Source organism: Pseudoalteromonas sp. PA2MD11 (assembly GCF_017808125.1).
Classification (GTDB): domain Bacteria; phylum Pseudomonadota; class Gammaproteobacteria; order Enterobacterales; family Alteromonadaceae; genus Pseudoalteromonas; species Pseudoalteromonas simplex.
The window spans coordinates 98,771-116,445 of sequence record NZ_JADKNF010000001.1; the positions used below are offsets into that span (position 1 = coordinate 98,771).

Below are 17,675 nucleotides of genomic sequence, written 5' to 3' on the forward strand. Positions count from 1 at the left end.
TCGCCCTTGGCACATTTCCTTAGTTCATTCGCTGGTGTAGTTCCTGAACTGACGTCACCTTGCTACGGTCATCTGCTTGGTTTGCAGTACAGTTAGCAAATGCCGCGTTCAGAGTCGTTGTGTAGTTAGTCTTATGCTGTAACGCACCACGACGTAACACCTTCGAATCTTCAATCGCTTGGCGGCCTTCAGTAGTGTTTACAATGTAGCTGTATTCACCATTTTTAATTCTATCAAGAATATGAGGACGACCTTCGTATACTTTGTTCACGCGACGAACTGCAATACCAGCTTCTTCAAGTGCTTTTGCAGTGCCACCTGTTGCATCTAGCTCAAAACCAAGATCAGTCATGGTTTTAGCTAGTTCAACGATACGTGGTTTGTCACTGTTGCGTACCGATAGTAACGCGCGACCACCGCGTGGTAAAGTGTTGCTTGCACCTAATTGTGCTTTTGCGAATGCTTCGGCGAAAGTTTCACCAACACCCATAACCTCACCCGTTGAGCGCATTTCTGGGCCACGAATTGGGTCAACACCTTGGAACTTAGCAAATGGCAGTACCACTTCTTTTACGCTGTAGTAAGGAGGGATTACTTCTTTTGTAATCCCTTGGCTTGCTAGCGACTGACCTGCCATACAACGTGCCGCTACTTTAGCAAGTGCAATACCTGTCGCTTTTGAAACGAACGGTACTGTACGCGCAGCACGTGGGTTTACTTCGATTAAGTAAACTTTACCGTCTTTCACAGCAAACTGTGTATTCATCAGACCTACTACGCCAAGCTCTAGTGCCATATCTGTCACTTGCTTACGCATTACGTCTTGTACTTCAGCAGTTAGTGAGTGAGCTGGTAATGAACATGCTGAGTCACCTGAGTGAACACCTGCTTGCTCAATGTGCTCCATGATACCACCGATGATTACTTGCTCACCGTCACAGATAGCGTCAACGTCAACTTCAATTGCATTATCTAAGAAGTGGTCAAGTAGTACTGGCGCTTCATTTGACGCTGATACAGCTTCAGTCATGTAACGACGTAAATCGTCTTCATCATACACTACTTCCATCGCGCGACCACCTAGTACGTATGAAGGACGTACAACAAGTGGGAAGCCGATTTCAGCAGACTTAACAATCGCTTCTTCTAAAGAAGTAACCGTTGCATTCTCTGGTTGAAGAAGGTTTAGACGCTCAACAAGCTGTTGGAAACGCTCACGGTCTTCTGCACGGTCGATTGCATCTGGTGAAGTACCAATAACTGGCACGCCATTCGCTTCAAGCTCACGAGCAAGTTTTAGTGGTGTTTGACCACCGTACTGAACGATAACACCTTTTGGCTTTTCAACACGTACGATTTCTAATACATCTTCTAGCGTGATTGGCTCGAAGAATAAACGATCAGATGTATCGTAATCAGTTGAAACAGTTTCAGGGTTACAGTTAACCATAATTGTTTCATAGCCGTCTTCACGTAAAGCTAATGCTGCGTGAACACAACAGTAATCGAATTCGATACCTTGACCGATACGGTTAGGACCACCACCGATTACCATGATTTTATCTTTGTCAGATGGATTAGCTTCACATTCTTCATCATAAGATGAGTACATGTAAGCTGTGTCTGAGCTGAACTCTGCAGCACAGGTATCAACGCGCTTATATACAGGCACGATATCTAACTGGTGACGCTTCTTACGAATTTCTGCTTCAGAAACACCGGCAATTTCAGCGATACGCGCATCAGCAAAACCTTTACGCTTAAGCTTGCGTAAAAACTCAGCATTTAAACCAGCCATGCCTACTTCGCTGATTGTTGCTTCGTCTTTTAAGATGTCTTCGATTTGAACTAAGTACCAAGGGTCAATCTTAGTTAGCTCGAATACGTCTTCTACGCTCATACCGTGACGCATTGCATCAGCAACGTACCAAATACGCTCAGCACCTGGCTCACGCAATTCACGGATGATTTTTTCTTTTGCTTTCGGATCATCAAGGGCAACAATTGGGTTAAAGCCCGTTGCGCCTACTTCAAGACCACGTAATGCTTTATGCAGAGACTCTTGTTGGTTACGACCAATCGCCATAACCTCACCCACAGACTTCATCTGTGTTGTAAGACGGTCGTTTGAACCTGCGAATTTTTCGAAGTTAAAACGTGGGATCTTAGTAACAACGTAGTCGATTGACGGCTCGAAAGACGCTGGTGTTTTACCGCCAGTGATGTCGTTTTGTAGCTCATCAAGGGTGTAACCTACTGCTAGTTTTGCAGCGATTTTCGCAATTGGGAAACCGGTTGCTTTTGATGCTAATGCAGAAGAACGCGATACACGAGGGTTCATCTCGATGATAACCATACGGCCATCAACTGGATTCACACCAAACTGTACGTTTGAACCACCTGTTTCAACACCGATTTCACGAAGTACCGCCATCGATGCATTACGCATGATTTGGTATTCTTTATCAGTCAGTGTTTGCGCTGGTGCAACCGTGATTGAGTCACCCGTGTGAACACCCATAGGGTCAAAGTTTTCGATAGAACATACGATAATACAGTTGTCGTTTTTGTCACGAACAACTTCCATTTCGTACTCTTTCCAACCGATTAATGATTCGTCGATTAGAAGTTCATTTGTTGGTGATAAATCTAAACCACGCTCACAAATTTCGTCAAATTCTTCTTGGTTGTATGCAACACCACCACCGGTACCACCCATAGTGAATGATGGACGAATGATACATGGGAAACCGATGCGGCTAAGTACATCGTGTGCTTCTTCCATTGAGTGAGCGATTTCTGCACGCGGACACTCAAGGCCAATGTTCTTCATTGCTACGTCAAAACGCTCACGGTTTTCAGCTTTATCGATTGCATCAGCAGTTGCACCGATTAGTTCAACACCATGTTTTGCCAGTACACCGTGCTTGTCTAAATCAAGCGCACAGTTTAATGCTGTTTGACCACCCATAGTAGGCAGTACTGCATCTGGCTTTTCTTTTTCAATGATTTTCTCTACCACTTCCCAGTGAATTGGTTCGATGTACGTCGCATCCGCCATTTCAGGGTCAGTCATGATAGTTGCAGGGTTCGAGTTTACAAGAATTACTCGAAAGCCTTCTTCTCGTAGTGCTTTACACGCTTGTGCACCAGAGTAGTCAAATTCACAAGCTTGACCGATTACTATCGGGCCTGCGCCTAAGATAAGAATGCTTTTTATGTCGGTACGTTTTGGCATTGTTACTCCGGTTAAATTAGTTAGAACGTGCTTGCATCAGGTCGATGAAGTGGTCAAATAATGGCGCCGCATCATGTGGACCTGGGCTTGCTTCAGGGTGACCTTGGAAGCTAAATGCAGGCTTATCTGTGCGGTGAATACCTTGTAGCGTGCCATCGAATAAAGAAACGTGAGTTGCACGTAAATTCGCTGGTAATGTTGCTTCGTCAGCTGCGAAACCGTGGTTTTGCGCTGTGATCATTACAACATTGCGGTCAAGGTCTTTAACTGGGTGGTTACCACCGTGGTGACCAAACTTCATTTTCACCGTTTGTGCACCTGAAGCAAGTGCAAGTAATTGGTGACCTAAACAGATACCAAAGATTGGCGTGTCTGTTTCTAGGAAAGTTTTAATTGCTTCAATCGCGTAAGTACATGGCTCAGGGTCGCCAGGGCCATTTGATAAGAAGATACCGTCTGGGTTTAATGCCAGTACGTCTTCTGCAGGTGTTTGCGCAGGAACAACGGTTAATTTACAACCGCGGTCAACTAACATACGTAAGATATTACGTTTAACACCGAAGTCATAAGCAACAACGTGGAATTTCTCGTCTGCTGCTTCTAGCGTTTTAAAGCCTGAACCTAACGTCCAGCTTGATTCGCGCCACTCAAAATTTTCCTTGGTTGAGACAACTTTTGCTAAATCCATGCCTTTTAAGCCTGGGAAGGCTTGCGCAGCTTCAAGCGCTTTATTCTCATCTAACTCGTCGCCTGCAATGATACAACCATTTTGTGCGCCTTTATCACGTAAGATACGTGTTAATTTACGAGTGTCGATGTCGGCAATACCTAAGATATTGCGTTCTTTTAAGTAATCACTTAACGATTGCTCGTTACGGAAATTACTTGCTAGCAGTGGCAAATCACGGATCACTAGGCCTTTAGCCCAGATTTGACCCGCTTCTTCGTCTTCGCTGTTAGTACCCGTATTACCGATATGTGGGTACGTCAAAGTTACGATTTGTTCCGCGTATGAAGGGTCAGTCAAAATTTCTTGATAACCAGTCATAGACGTATTGAATACTACTTCACCGACTGACATGCCGTCAGCGCCGATTGCAGTACCGCGAAACACTGTGCCGTCTTCTAGGACTAACAGAGCGGATTTAGTCAAGTTAACCTCCTAACAGTAAAAAACGGGAGTAAAGTCATTTGCTCTACTGCCCGTTTATAGCGATTGGAAACACGCATTTATGAATTTTTGGCAAATTGGCGCTATTCTACAGTAATTTAGCTTTCAGATCTAATCTTAATTAATAAAATAGTAAAAATAAGCGTTATTAACTAAAAATTCACTGAAACTGCCAAAAAAGAAACTAAACTACTTCAAGTCAAGCACATCTTGCATGTCATAAAGTCCAGCTGGTTTATTTTTCAACCAGCCCGCAGCTCTTACAGCACCTAATGCGAAGGTCATTCTTGAACTTGCTTTATGAGTTAATTCTAGCCTTTCGCCAGAAGTTGCGAAATATGCGGTGTGTTCACCTACTATATCTCCGCCTCTCATGACTGAATAACCGATTTCATTTTGCGATTTTGCGTGTTCGTCATTGCTTCTATCAAAACGCGCGACTTCATCATGCTGCCAGCCTTTTGCCTCAGCAATAGCTTCACCAATTGCCAATGCAGTTCCCGATGGCGCATCGATTTTATGACGATGATGAGCTTCAAAAATTTCGATATCCATATCATCGCCAAACTTCACAGCCGCAGTCTGCACTAAGTTAAGCAGTAAATTCACGCCTACGCTATAGTTGCGGGCAAAAACAATCGGAATGTGTTTCGCCGCTTCATTAAGGGCATCCAGATCATCTTGGTTAAGGCCCGTAGTACCAATTACCATGGCGATATTTTTTTCGACCGCTGTTTTCAGGTGGTTGCGCATTCCTTGAGGTAAGGTGAAATCTATCAATACATCTGCATCTTTTACGTCTGTTTCTTTACTAAATGATACATCTGCTGATGCAGCGCTGTTTAATTGATTAACCGCACTATCTAAAAGTGGTGAGTTTTCGCGTACGTACGCGCCCGTTAATGTTGCGTCATCTTTTTTTGAGACTGCTTCTAAAAGTGCAAGTCCCATGCGGCCGTTTGCGCCAAATACACCTATGCGGTTCATATAGTTACCTTATCTATTCTTCTAAGCTGGCTGGATTTTATCGAAAACTCATGTAATAGTCAGGTTAGCTTATAAAAAATACAGAACTAATTTTAGATTTATTAATAGAACAACAATAATAACAGATAGTCTTTGCATTTAGCCATCTATACATTTAAACTTCTTCCTTTGCGCCGATTTGGTCTTTGGCTTGCGGGCGCTGTTGTTGTCTTTTAGACACAACTAAATACAGCTAAAAGAAGTGTTTGGCTGTGTTATTGGTTATCTAACGAGGAATATGATGCAGCCATCATTTAATAAAACAAAAGCAAAACTTTCTTTGCTGCCGCTTTTGGTGTTTGTCGGCTTATTTTTAGGCGCTGGCTTATACTTACAGTCTCAAGGTGTCGATTACGCCTTCTATCAATTGCCTGCTCCTGTGGCAATTTTACCTGCCATCATGCTGGCGTTTATCTTAAATAAAAATACCATCAACCACAGTGTTGAAACCTTTATTAAAGGTGCTGGCCATAGCAACATCATCACTATGTGTTTGATTTATCTGCTTGCTGGTGCGTTTTCTGCGGTTGCTGGTGCAACCGGTGGTGTTGATGCCGTTGTTAATGCGGGCTTATCACTTATTCCACCTGCTCTGTTACTACCTGGATTATTTTTAATCGCTGCGGTTGTGTCGACTGCGATGGGCACTTCTATGGGTACTATCGGTGCGATTGGCCCGATTGCTTATGCCGTCGCCCAAAAAACAGGCATTGATCCATCTCTGATGGCAGGCACGATTGTATCAGGTGCCATGTTTGGTGATAACTTATCAATCATCTCTGACACAACTATTGCTGCAACCCGCACGCAAGGCTGTGAAATGAAAGATAAATTTCGTGAGAACTTAAAAATCGCCTTACCTGCTGCGGCATTAACTATCGGCTTGTTATTCTTCTTAACGCCTGCAGCAGAAGCTGTAGAGACACAAGACTTCGATACCTTACTAGTATTACCTTATGCCTTTATCTTAGTGCTCGCGGTAATGGGCTTTAACGTATTCGTGGTGCTGTTTAGCGGTATAATCTTCGCTGCACTTATGGGCTTTACTGGCAGCTATGAAGGTGCAAGCTTTGTAAAAGATGTTTATAAAGGCTTTACTGATATGCAGGAAATTTTCTTGCTATCGATGTTTATTGGCGGTCTTTCAGAGTTTATCCGTATTAATGGTGGTCTTGATTATATTGCTAACAAAATTCAGGCAATTACAAAAATCATTGCAAAATGGCACCGTAAAGTAGCAGATCAATTAGGTATTGCTGCACTGGTTATGACTAGTAACTTATGTATTGCCAATAATACCGTGTCTATTATTGTTGCAGGCCCAATTGCTAAAAAATTAGCAGATGATGGCGAAATTACAGGCAAGCGTTCAGCAAGCTTACTTGATATTTTTGCTTGTGTTACCCAAGGCTCATTGCCGTATGGCGCACAAGCACTTCTACTGGGCGCAACATTCAAAATTAGCCCATGGGAAGTCTCTACCTCTTCTTACTACTGCTTTATTCTTGCCTTTACTGCCGTTGCAGTAATTTGCTTACGCCGAAATAAAGCATAACTTAAATAATTTTTCTCAAGATACGCCCAAATATGGGCGTATCTGCTATAATCCAACCTTTGTATCCCCCTTTACACCATCAATATTGAGATATGAACTTGAAAAAGATCCTTTCTGTTGCTGCGCTTTGTGCAGTAAGTACTTCGAGCTATGCCGCTAATTGGAGCTCTACGCAATTACACGTTAATAACGGTGAGCACAAAAACCCGTTTTCATTGACTAAGTCAAACACCACAGTTGTATCACTACAGCATGCGTCTGGTTATGACTATGGTGACAACTTCTTTTTTATTGATTACAGCAATGACGACCGTCAAGATGGTTATCAAGATAAAGACTTTTACGGCGAATGGTATTCAACATTCAGTTTATCAAAAATCTCTGGCAGTGATTTCTCATACGGCGCAATTACTGATGTAGGTTTAACGGCAGGTTTTAATGCCGCAGGCGATTCGAAAGTTCTTAAGTATTTACCGGGTGTAAAACTAAGCTGGCAAGCACCGGGCTTTAGCTTTTTATCTACTTTATTTACCGCTTACATCGATGACAGTGAAGGTGTAGCACGCGGTGGTGCTCCAACTGAAACAAACAGCTGGATGATTGATGTTGCTTGGGGCTACCCATTCACTATTGGCTCACAAAAGTTCAACGTAACAGGCCATGTAGAATACATTGCAGAGCGTGAAAATGAATTTGGCGAAGATGTTAAAGCGTGGATTTTAGCGCAGCCAATCATCACCTGGGATTTAGGTCACGCAATGAGCATGAAAGAAAACACCCTACTGCTAGGCCTTGAGTGGCAATACTGGCACAATAAGCTAGGTACAGACACAACTGAATCAGTACCACAACTTCACGTTGAGTGGACGTTTTAAACAGTCTAAAAAACTGCGAGATAGCTAATTATTTCGCAGTTTAGTATTCGTAATAATATTTTTAGTAATACAAATTCTATAGGCACTCTAACGAAAAGTAGTCATCTAAATTTTCGACCTTTAGCTGCGGAAAATGGTTGGTCAGTGCATCATAAGCGTCTGGCTCAGATTTTTTCCGCTCAAATACCGCCCGCATGTGCTGAGGTTTAACTTCCACGCCTTGACCCTTAAAATAGTATATAAATGCTGTATTGTCTTTCTTTTCTTGGGCACTAATATCACCAAAGAATAATGACATATTTGAATAGTTTTTTATAAAAAAATAAAACGGGTCTAGCTCGGTATCAGGGTCAAATTCAATCTCTTTATAAACACTACTGAGTTTGGAAAATGGTTCAAATATTCCATTGCTGGCAAATTCATTTAGAATCCCTTTAACATGCTCTGGCTTTTCAAAAGATATACTATCAAGCCAAATGGTATACCCTTTTAATTTAGCTAAACCCGAAAACAATACCAAGTCACCACCTGACGGTTTAAACCCAGCATTACTAAGCTTCGTTATAATTTCCTGTTTACTCAATGAAGTAGCCTTTAAATAATCACGAGCTAGGATGACCCCCAACACTGAATTAGTTTCAGGTAGTAATTCAGGTAATTCTAAAGTTGTTAAATCAAGCTCTTCAAGTGAGATACCTTGATTAGCTATCGTTTGGTTGATCAACTGATTTGTGCGAGTAAACTGGCTTTTTATCGTTGGCAAATTTTCTGGCTGCCGGTTACGTTCACAAAAGCTAAATTCAGGTGATGATCTTACCAAGTCAGTAAATGAATCTCTTGTATAAGTATCTAGCTCATCTAAGCTGAATTGACGTTCTTCAAGCCACTGCTTTGTTGCATTGCATTTATCTAAACTAATCGCTTCAGCTTCTGTCAATTCATCTGCTTTAATATTTAATTGCAATATAGGTTCTGGCTTTGCCAAATCAGTTGCTGAGATTAAGTTAACATTAATACCTTTATCACTTAATTTTTTCACCGCTATTTTAATCTCTTTATTATTAAAAAGCGGATGACTAATCTCCTGATAGTAAATATCTTTTTCAGTGACCCCTGACAACTCCAAAAAATGTCGGTAAGTTTTCGGATCGTCAATTTCATAACTTTCATTACCAATAATACTTAGAAGCGAAGTTGCAGCTTCATTATCAAAAATAACCTCTGCAAATGCCAAACCCGGGTATTGTTGTAACAACATAATCGCTACTGTAATTCTTTTTTTTGTGACTAAATGGCTTAAAACAGACTTTAAAGGAGAGATATGTCTATTATTGAGTATGTCATAAGGAAAATCTGAAAAAATTCGTTCAATCTCATTTACAACCTCAACAGGTGAAGTATTCGTGGATGTTACTTTTAAAGCAAGCGCATTAGAAGGTAACCCCTGCCAAATTTCATCTAATGATTCGGAATAATCAACTACTTTTTTTATAGGTGAATTTTCTTTATTGACGAAAGTATATTGATTTAGAAATTGCTCGTTATTGGGAAGTAACTTTATGCTAGACATCAGCTCGGTTACTGCTTCATGTATTATTGCTTTTTTATACCAAACTTGTGCCGCAGACCAACTGGAATCAAACCATATCGCATTTGCTACCTGCTCTGCGGTGTAGCCATTTTTAAAGGCATTTAATGCGGCTAGCTCAATATCATCATGATAGTCATTTATGAGACGATTTTGTTTGAGCCTTAAATCTTTACACTGCTGTTGATCAGGAGTATCTGCTGGAAACGAGCGCTTAGTATAAGTTTTTTTTAATGTGGTGCGTTGAATTTTTTCGGAGTTTAGTGGTAAAGAGCGCTTAACTGTCGATGTATTAACAACTTTTTTTGATTTGTTAGCTACATCCCCTTCAGTTTTGAATACATAGTAGGTAGTAGCCATTGCTAACAAAGCAACGACGGCCAATAAAATTATTCGTTTCATCCTTGATAACCTCTTTGGTTTAATTTAAAAAGGCTAAAAATAGTTTTAGCCTTTTCTTAAAGCAAAATCAGTAGTGTGGGCTTACAGTTTACACTGCGGGGTTTTCCCTTTCGCTCTAGCCGCTTGTTGGGCTTTTAATGCATTCGGCATATGCTTTTGAAGCTCTTTGATTCGGTTACCCGGTGCGGGGTGAGTCGACATAAACTCTGGGGTACCACTACTGCCTGCTGCACTCATATTTTGCCAAAGCGATACTGATTGCTCTGGGTTAAATCCTGCTTTTGCCATTAAATCTAAGCCAACAATATCCGCTTCTGATTCATGTGAGCGGCTAAATGGTAATATCACACCATACTGAGCGCCTAAGCCTAAGGCTTGCATAATTTCGCCACGATATTGAACATTACCCATATCAAGTGCTGCACCACCAACTTGTAGTCCTGTTTGTAACAGTGCGTTTTGTGATACACGCTCATTAGAGTGCTCAGCAATAACATGTGCAACTTCGTGACCTAGTACTGTAGCCAATTGGTCTTGGTTTACAGCGACTTTTAATAAACCTGTGTGAACACCAATATACCCCCCCGGTAATGCAAATGCATTTGCTGAATCTTCTTCAAATACAACAACTTCCCAAGACTGCTTGGCATACTCGTTAGGTAAAACCGCAATAACATCATCGGCAATACACTTTACATAAGCATTGACACCTGGATCAGTATTAACAGGCTGTGTTTTTTTCATTTCAGCAAAGCTTGCTTGACCCATTTGGCTCATTTGTTGATCTGAATAAAGTGCGATTTGGGTACGCCCCGTAGGAGAGGTTTTACAGCCAGCTAAAACAGCGGTGGCTAACACTGCCATGATTAACTTTTTCATACTAGTCCTTCAAATACTTAGTGTAATTGTGGCTAATATAGCAAAGCATTGCTTAATTTTATATGAAAATGAACAGTCACCCACTCAGTTGTTATCATTTAGTTAATTCTTTTACTTAGCAGGCAAACTAAGTTCACCACAATGACTCACACTGCTACAATAGTGACCTAATGTTTGATGAATGAGTACACAATGCCTTCCCCTGAGACTTTAAATAAACGCATTTTATTACCTTTACTGGCAAGTATTGTCGCGATTACGCCTTTAGCAATTGATTTATATTTACCGGCGATGTTGGTGATTGCCAACGATTTGCAAACAACCATGCCAAATGTGCAAATATCGCTCAGCATTTATTTAGCGGGTTACGCCCTTGGTATGCTATTTTTTGGCCCGATTGCTGATGAGCTTGGCAGACGATTACTCGCGAAGGTGGGCTTAGCACTATTTGGTATCAGCTCATTAGCACTGGCATTTTGTACTAACATCGAATTATTTTGGTCTTTAAGAGCGGTCCAAGCATTCACTGGCGCTGCTGCAACCGTTGTAGTGCCGGGTATTATTCGCCACATTTACCGAGAGAACACAGCCAAAGGCATGTCTTATGTCTCGATGATCATGATGGTTGCCCCGTTAATTGCTCCTACTCTAGGCTCATTGATCATGGGCATTTCGACATGGCAGGTTATTTTTATTGCATTGGCGGCCTACAGTTTCGCTATTTTAGCCTTGGTGCAAATTCATTTAATCGATATTCCAATCTTTAAGAGTCAGCAACGTGGCTTGGCATTGTTCTTTAATAGCTATAAAACGGTATTTTCACGCCGCAGTGCCCTTGCCGATATTGCCAGTTCCATGTTTGCCTCATTCGCATTCTTTTGTTTTTTAACATCGGTACCTTATGTATATCTCGATTTCTTCAAAGTAGATGAGCAATTGTTCGGTGTGTTATTCGCCTTTAACGTGTTGGCTTTAATGTTCGGTAACTTTATGAATACACGTTTAGTGCCGCGCTTGGGTTCTCGTAAACTGTTATTTATTGGCCTTAGCATTGGCTTTGTGTCTGGTGGGGCATTGTTATTATTCAGTGTGATGCATTTATCACTGTATTTTATCGTAGCAAGCATCGCACCACTGATGATGAGCTTAGGTATTATAGCGAGTAATGCGGACTCATTGATACTGATGCAATTTGAGGAAAAATCAGGCACTGCAACAGCTGTTATTGGTACCCTGAGATTCGGCAGTGGCGCTCTCGTTGGGCCTATTCTTGCATTTGTTCACCCACAAAGTGCTATTCCATTTTCTGCGATGATGTTCAGCGCACTGATACTTATTTTACTCGTGCAGCTTTGGCATCGAAAATTGGACAAAAAAAATGCCTGTAATTAACAGGCATTTTTTTATTTTCTTTAAAGCTTATTCAGCTTCTTTTGATACCATAACCATTGCAGGGCGTAATAAACGGCCATTTAATGTATAACCTTTTTGCATTACTGCAAGAACAGTATTAGGTGCTACATCATTGCTTGGTTGAATTGACATTGCTTGATGGAATTCAGGGTTAAATTGCTCACCCTGTGGGTTAACAATTTCAACACCGAATTTTGATACCGCATCATTAAAGCTCTTAACAGTCATTTCGATACCTTCAAGCACAGGTTTAAGCTGCTCATTTTCTTTATCAGAAAACTCAATTGCGCGCTCTAGGTTATCGATAACTGGTAATAATTCGTTAGCAAACTTTTCAAGTGCAAACTTATGCGCTTTTTCTACATCTTGAGCGGCACGACGACGCATGTTCTCAACATCTGCAGCAGCACGAACAACACTGTCTTTTTGATCGTTAATCGTTTGTTTAGCCGCTTCTAATTCGCTGTGTAGTAAAGCGATTTCAGCTTCAGGGCTCATTTCTTCGCCGTCAACTTGTTCAGCTGCTTTTTCTGCAGCTTCTACTTCAGCTTGCATTTGTTCAAATTCTTCGTTTAGTTCAACTTCTTGCTCTGGTGATTTTGTCTGCTCAGACATAGCTTACATGCTCCAATTCTTTACAACTGCGGTAATTATGGGGATTGAATTAAAAGATTCAAGAGGCTGATGAGCCGATTAACTTAAATTCTTGGATGATTGCTTCTATTTGCGCTGATTTTGGACAAATTACGCAAAATCGGCTCTGGTATTCATGGTTATTAAAATAAGGAACGCTGATCACCATCAACTCATTACAATCTGTAAATGGCAATTGTTCTGTGTTTAATACCGATAAACCATTTTTAAATGCAAGTTTATCTTCAACAAAATTTAAAAACGATACACCTATATTTAAACTGGTTTGACAATCAACTTGGCGGTAAAGGTAATTTTCACCGACCACAATACTGTTGTCTGAACCAAGCTTTTGGCTTAATTGCCGAGTCCATTGTGTTAGTGAGTCATGGCAATTATTTGGTGCCGTGCCTGCCATTGCCTGCATACGATATAAGCCTTCCATTAAGGTTTGCTGACTAAACACGGTATTAAGCCAAGTAGCAAACTGGTAACGAACGGCATCAGATGAATCTTCAGGTTTGGTAATGCAAATGTTATGGCTTTGCCCTGCTCTATCTATTAGTAAAATTAACCAATTGCTACCATCAAAATCAAGCACCTCTACTCGAAAGACCAACTGCGAGCTGACTTGAGGTAAGCCTACACAACAACACACTTTATAGCGCTGACTCAAACCATGGGCTAGCTCGACTAATTGTGCTTGCTCAGGCTGCCAATATGGTGCGATTTCAGGTAGAGCAAAAAACTCAGTAAGCCAATAATCAAAACCGGCATTGGTTGGTACGCGGCCAGCAGAAGTATGCGGCGAATAGAGTAAGCCCACTTTTTCTAGCCGTGCCATAGCATTACGCACTGTAGCTGAACATACCGCCATGCCTTTTTGTTTGGCAATACGAGTTGAGGCTACAGGCTGACCTTCCCCGTTACAGTAAAGGCTCATCACAGCTGAAAAAATTTGTTGGTCGCGCGGATTTAATTTCATAATTCATACATCTTGCTTCTTGCCAGTGGATATTTGGGCGCAGCAAGTTTATTTCAAGTTATTTTCAAAGCATTAATTTTTAATGTAATCTATCGATATGAAAGTTTAAGTGCAAATAACATGGATTCACCGTTTAAAACCATAGGTTTAATTGGCAAACCTAATCACAGCGGGGCAGCTGCCACACTTGCTCGCCTGCACACATTTTTGCGAGCCTTGGGTTTCGAAGTGCTAGTGGAACAGCGCACTGGACGTCAACTTGAAGACCTTCCTCAAGAAAACCTAGTTAAATTGGTAGATTTAGGTGAACGAGCAGACTTAGCCATAGTCGTCGGTGGTGATGGCAATATGCTTGGCGCAGCTCGAGTATTAGCGCGTTTTGATGTCGCTGTGATTGGTGTAAACCGTGGTAATTTAGGCTTTTTAACCGATTTAAACCCAGAAGGTTTTGAAGCGAGCCTAGAACAAGTGTTAAGTGGCCAGTTCCTTGAGGAAAAACGCTTCTTGCTTGAAGTTGAAGTATATCGTCACGCCGAACTCAAAAGTGCAAACTTGGCAGTGAATGAAGCGGTACTTCATGCTGATAAAGTTGCGCATATGATCGAGTTTGAGGCCTTTATTAATAACGACTTTGTATTCTCTCAACGCTCTGATGGATTAATCGTTTCAACACCAACTGGCTCAACAGCTTATTCATTATCTGGCGGCGGGCCTATTTTAACCCCTGAGCTGAATGCGATTTCATTAGTTCCTATGTTCCCGCACACATTATCAAGCCGTCCTCTTGTGGTTGACGCTGACAATGAAGTACGTTTAAAGCTTAGCCTCGAAAATACCGACAGCCTACAAGTCAGCTGTGATAGTCACGTAGTTTTAGCTGTATTACCTGGTGACGAAGTAGTGATTAAAAAAGCAGACAAGCGTCTACGTTTGATTCATCCAAAGGAATACTCTTACTACAATGTATTAAGAAAAAAATTAAATTGGGGAAGCCGCTTATTTTAAGTGGCTTTTTTATCTCAAGCTAATTGCCAAGGCGTATTGATTAGCGCAAAATAATAAGACTAAAAGCTGTATTTTTTAAAGGATTCTAAGGCGAAATGAGTTATATCGTTTTTCTTGCTCTATTATTACTTATCACCTTACTAGGTTGTTACTGGGTGGTTGAGAGCAATCGTCGTAAAGCTATTGAAGCTGAAAAAAAACGTTTTAATCAACGAGTCAAAGAAATCAATAATGACTTTAAAAATAAATTAATTGATTTTAGCGAAGGCAAAATTATCCGCCCTAAGAATATTTCGCGCCTAAATATGATCACCAGCAATTACTTTGTAGTGCAAGCGCACAATGAAGAAAATCTCACTTACCTCGAATTCATTAGCGATTTGCTTATCAACACAATCATAATGGAAGCCAGTAAAGCGCAAAGCCCTGAGGAAATTGATCAGCTCGCTGACAGGTTACAGTATTTTATAGCTGAATTGCCTTACAACGGCATCGAGTACAATAAAGCGTTTTATCAAGAAGCCTTACCATCGCTGATTGAAGTAATTAAATATCAGCCCCCCACCGATTTACAGGACGATCAGCCGCTAGCCCAGAGCACGCAAGCTGCAAATGAATCAGTCCAAGAAAATCAACTGCCAGAATTAAGCAAAGCTTAAAAATTTAATTTGCAAAAACCGAAAACACTGTATAAATTAACAGTTAATTGACTGGATGGATAAACAGTATGTTAATCGGGTTAGAAATTAAAAACTTTGCCATTGTAAGTAATTTAAGTACTGAGTGGCACAATGGTATGACAGCTATTACAGGTGAAACGGGTGCGGGTAAATCAATTGCAATTGATGCCCTGTCATTATGTTTAGGCGAGCGTGCAGATGCAGGTGCTGTTCGCCCAGGTACGGAACGTGCAGAAATTTGTGCACAATTTGATATTAGCCAACTCCCTCTTGCCCAGCACTTTTTAGAGCAACATTTACTCTCAAACAGTGAAGGCGAATGTTTACTACGCCGTGTTATTTGCAAAAATGGCCGCAGCAAGAGCTATATTAATGGCAGCTCAGTTACCGCTGCACAATTAAAAGAGATAGGTCAGTATTTAATTTCTATTCACGGGCAACATGCCCATCAGCATTTATTAAAAGCTGAACATCAGTTGCACCTGCTTGATGCCTATGCCGGCCACAACCAGCTATTAGCTGATGTTAAAGAGCGCTTTAAAGCCTACCAAGCATTAATTAAAGAATTTAATCAACTTGAACAACAACAGCAGCAACAAGCAGCTCAAAAGCAATTACTAGAGTATCAAGTAGCTGAACTTGATGAATTTGCCCTGCAACCGGGTGAGTTTGAAGAGATTGAAGCTGAGCATCATAAACTAAGCCATAGCCAGACTATTTTAGAGTCATGCCAACGTGAGCTACAACACTTATACGAAAGTGATGAGCAAAGTGCGTGTTCATTGCTGCAACATAGCGCCCAACAATTTACAGAGCTGGCAAGCTACGATGAAAGCTTATCTAGCATAGCATCATTATTGAGTGAAGCTGCCGTTCAAGTTGAAGAAGCTAGCCGCGAGATACGCAGCTATGTTGATGTAACTGATTTAGACCCTGCCCGCTTAGACGAAGTTGAAACGCGTTTAACAGGTGCTATGGACCTTGCCCGTAAACATCATATAAAACCAGAAGAGCTGGTAGAATTTCATCAGTCAATCGCAGAAGAGTTAGCATCAATTAGTTATAACAGCGACCGCCTTGTTGCTCTCGAAAGCGAAATTAACAATGCCCTTGAGCAATATAAACAAGCAGCAAAACTGTTAAGTGAAAGCCGCCATAAATACGCAGATACGCTTAATCAATTAATTAGTGATAGCATGGCTAACTTATCAATGGAAAACGGCAGGTTTGCGATTGATATTCAACAAACTAGCGATAAAGCGCCAAGTGCAATGGGTTTTGATACGGTGTCGTTTTTAGTATCTACCAACCCAGGTCAACCGTTACAAGCACTGTCTAAAGTGGCTTCTGGTGGTGAGTTATCGCGAATTAGTTTAGCTATTCAGGTCATTATTGCTCAGCGTGTTACAACGCCGACTCTTATTTTCGATGAAGTAGATGTGGGTATTTCTGGACCAACCGCTTCTGCAGTTGGCAAGCTTTTACGCCAATTAGGTAAATCAACTCAAGTTATTTGTGTAACTCACTTGCCGCAGGTTGCAAGCTCTGGACATCAGCAATTTTTTGTAGCTAAAGAAATTGCAAACGGAGAAACCTACACTCAAATGAATAAGCTATCTAAAGAAGGCCGTATTGATGAAATTGCCCGACTACTTGCCGGTGACAATATCAGTAAAATGGCTAGAGCAAATGCCAAAGAGCTTATAAGCGCACATGCATAACCCATTTTTAGCTATGAAACTTAGATTGTTAATGAATTTGATGGTATAGAGTTTATAAATGAAAAATAAAAATATACTTACAGCTTTGGGTCTTGCCTTAATAACGCTTAACTCAGGGCATTCGTTTGGCGCAGTGATTGAGCCACCCTATAACGATACGCAGTTAGTCGTTGCTTTATTTAAATGTATTTTGTTTGTCTTACCCGCGACTACATTGTTGCTGGTTCTATGGAGTCGCTGGAAGCACTTAAGATTTAAGCAATTATTACAAACAGTATTAAATTATTCATTGGTCATCATGTTAGCTAGCCTGATAATGGTTAATCATCTAACAGCTGAGCTTTCATCATGGTTAGTTGTGTTTGCAGGTAGTCATTCATTGCTTGTTGGCATTAATTATTTATTGGTTAAACAACACACTAACCGGGTAAAAAATACACTTACTAGTTGCTGGTAATGAAAATACTTTGGCTGCAAAAAAATCGCGAAACAGCACGTTTCGCG

General features: G+C 41.0%; 14 protein-coding genes. 7 read left to right on the forward strand and 7 right to left on the reverse strand.

Annotation, left to right across the window (positions count from 1 at the left end; genetic code table 11):
• Positions 1 to 19: 19 nt before the first annotated feature.
• The 3 genes from carB to dapB all read right to left on the reverse strand — a co-directional run bounded on the left by carB (position 20) and on the right by dapB (position 5,396).
• A complete protein-coding gene (carB, locus tag ISP07_RS00365) occupies positions 20 to 3,238 on the reverse strand; it encodes a carbamoyl-phosphate synthase large subunit (RefSeq protein WP_138600477.1) in 3,219 nt (1,072 codons plus the stop codon).
• A gap of 16 nt (positions 3,239 to 3,254) precedes the next feature.
• On the reverse strand, positions 3,255 to 4,391 hold the full coding sequence (gene carA, locus ISP07_RS00370; protein WP_209326455.1) for a glutamine-hydrolyzing carbamoyl-phosphate synthase small subunit: 1,137 nt from the start codon (positions 4,389 to 4,391) through the stop codon (positions 3,255 to 3,257).
• A 207-nt stretch (positions 4,392 to 4,598) separates the two neighbouring features.
• Complete coding sequence (gene dapB / locus ISP07_RS00375) at positions 4,599 to 5,396, reverse strand: 4-hydroxy-tetrahydrodipicolinate reductase (protein ID WP_138615973.1); 798 nt, start codon at positions 5,394 to 5,396, stop codon at positions 4,599 to 4,601.
• Positions 5,397 to 5,676: 280 nt separating this feature from the next.
• Between dapB and ISP07_RS00380 the strand changes: the two genes are divergently transcribed.
• Positions 5,677 to 6,990, forward strand: coding sequence for a Na+/H+ antiporter NhaC family protein (locus ISP07_RS00380; protein ID WP_209326456.1), 1,314 nt, complete (start codon positions 5,677 to 5,679; stop codon positions 6,988 to 6,990).
• 92 nt (positions 6,991 to 7,082) lie between these two features.
• Entirely contained in the window at positions 7,083 to 7,865 is a 783-nt protein-coding gene (locus ISP07_RS00385) for an outer membrane protein OmpK (RefSeq protein WP_054551512.1), read from the forward strand.
• A gap of 76 nt (positions 7,866 to 7,941) precedes the next feature.
• Here the strand turns inward: ISP07_RS00385 and ISP07_RS00390 are convergent, their stop codons facing one another.
• A complete protein-coding gene (locus ISP07_RS00390; protein ID WP_209326457.1) occupies positions 7,942 to 9,855 on the reverse strand; it encodes a hypothetical protein in 1,914 nt (637 codons plus the stop codon).
• A gap of 81 nt (positions 9,856 to 9,936) precedes the next feature.
• Positions 9,937 to 10,734, reverse strand: a complete 798-nt coding sequence (locus ISP07_RS00395) for a M48 family metallopeptidase (protein WP_209326458.1) — start codon at positions 10,732 to 10,734, stop codon at positions 9,937 to 9,939.
• Between the two features lie 192 nt (positions 10,735 to 10,926).
• Between ISP07_RS00395 and ISP07_RS00400 the strand changes: the two genes are divergently transcribed.
• On the forward strand, positions 10,927 to 12,126 hold the full coding sequence (locus ISP07_RS00400) for a Bcr/CflA family efflux MFS transporter (protein ID WP_209326459.1): 1,200 nt from the start codon (positions 10,927 to 10,929) through the stop codon (positions 12,124 to 12,126).
• A 27-nt stretch (positions 12,127 to 12,153) separates the two neighbouring features.
• Here ISP07_RS00400 and grpE read toward each other — a convergent pair whose 3' ends face one another.
• The gene (gene grpE / locus ISP07_RS00405) at positions 12,154 to 12,762 is read right to left on the reverse strand and encodes a nucleotide exchange factor GrpE (protein ID WP_054551515.1); all 609 of its coding nucleotides are present in this window, start codon (positions 12,760 to 12,762) and stop codon (positions 12,154 to 12,156) included.
• Between the two features lie 58 nt (positions 12,763 to 12,820).
• Complete coding sequence (locus tag ISP07_RS00410; RefSeq protein WP_209326460.1) at positions 12,821 to 13,765, reverse strand: HrcA family transcriptional regulator; 945 nt, start codon at positions 13,763 to 13,765, stop codon at positions 12,821 to 12,823.
• 120 nt (positions 13,766 to 13,885) lie between these two features.
• Here ISP07_RS00410 and nadK point away from each other — a divergent pair, with 120 nt between their 5' ends.
• The 4 genes from nadK (at position 13,886) to ISP07_RS00430 (ending at position 17,628) form a co-directional block, all read left to right on the forward strand.
• Complete coding sequence (nadK, locus tag ISP07_RS00415; protein WP_166340406.1) at positions 13,886 to 14,770, forward strand: NAD(+) kinase; 885 nt, start codon at positions 13,886 to 13,888, stop codon at positions 14,768 to 14,770.
• Between the two features lie 95 nt (positions 14,771 to 14,865).
• Entirely contained in the window at positions 14,866 to 15,429 is a 564-nt protein-coding gene (locus ISP07_RS00420; RefSeq protein WP_209326461.1) for a hypothetical protein, read from the forward strand.
• Positions 15,430 to 15,497: 68 nt separating this feature from the next.
• Positions 15,498 to 17,171, forward strand: coding sequence for a DNA repair protein RecN (gene recN / locus ISP07_RS00425; protein WP_209326462.1), 1,674 nt, complete (start codon positions 15,498 to 15,500; stop codon positions 17,169 to 17,171).
• Positions 17,172 to 17,229: 58 nt separating this feature from the next.
• A complete protein-coding gene (locus ISP07_RS00430) occupies positions 17,230 to 17,628 on the forward strand; it encodes a hypothetical protein (protein WP_209326463.1) in 399 nt (132 codons plus the stop codon).
• Positions 17,629 to 17,675 lie beyond the last annotated feature (47 nt).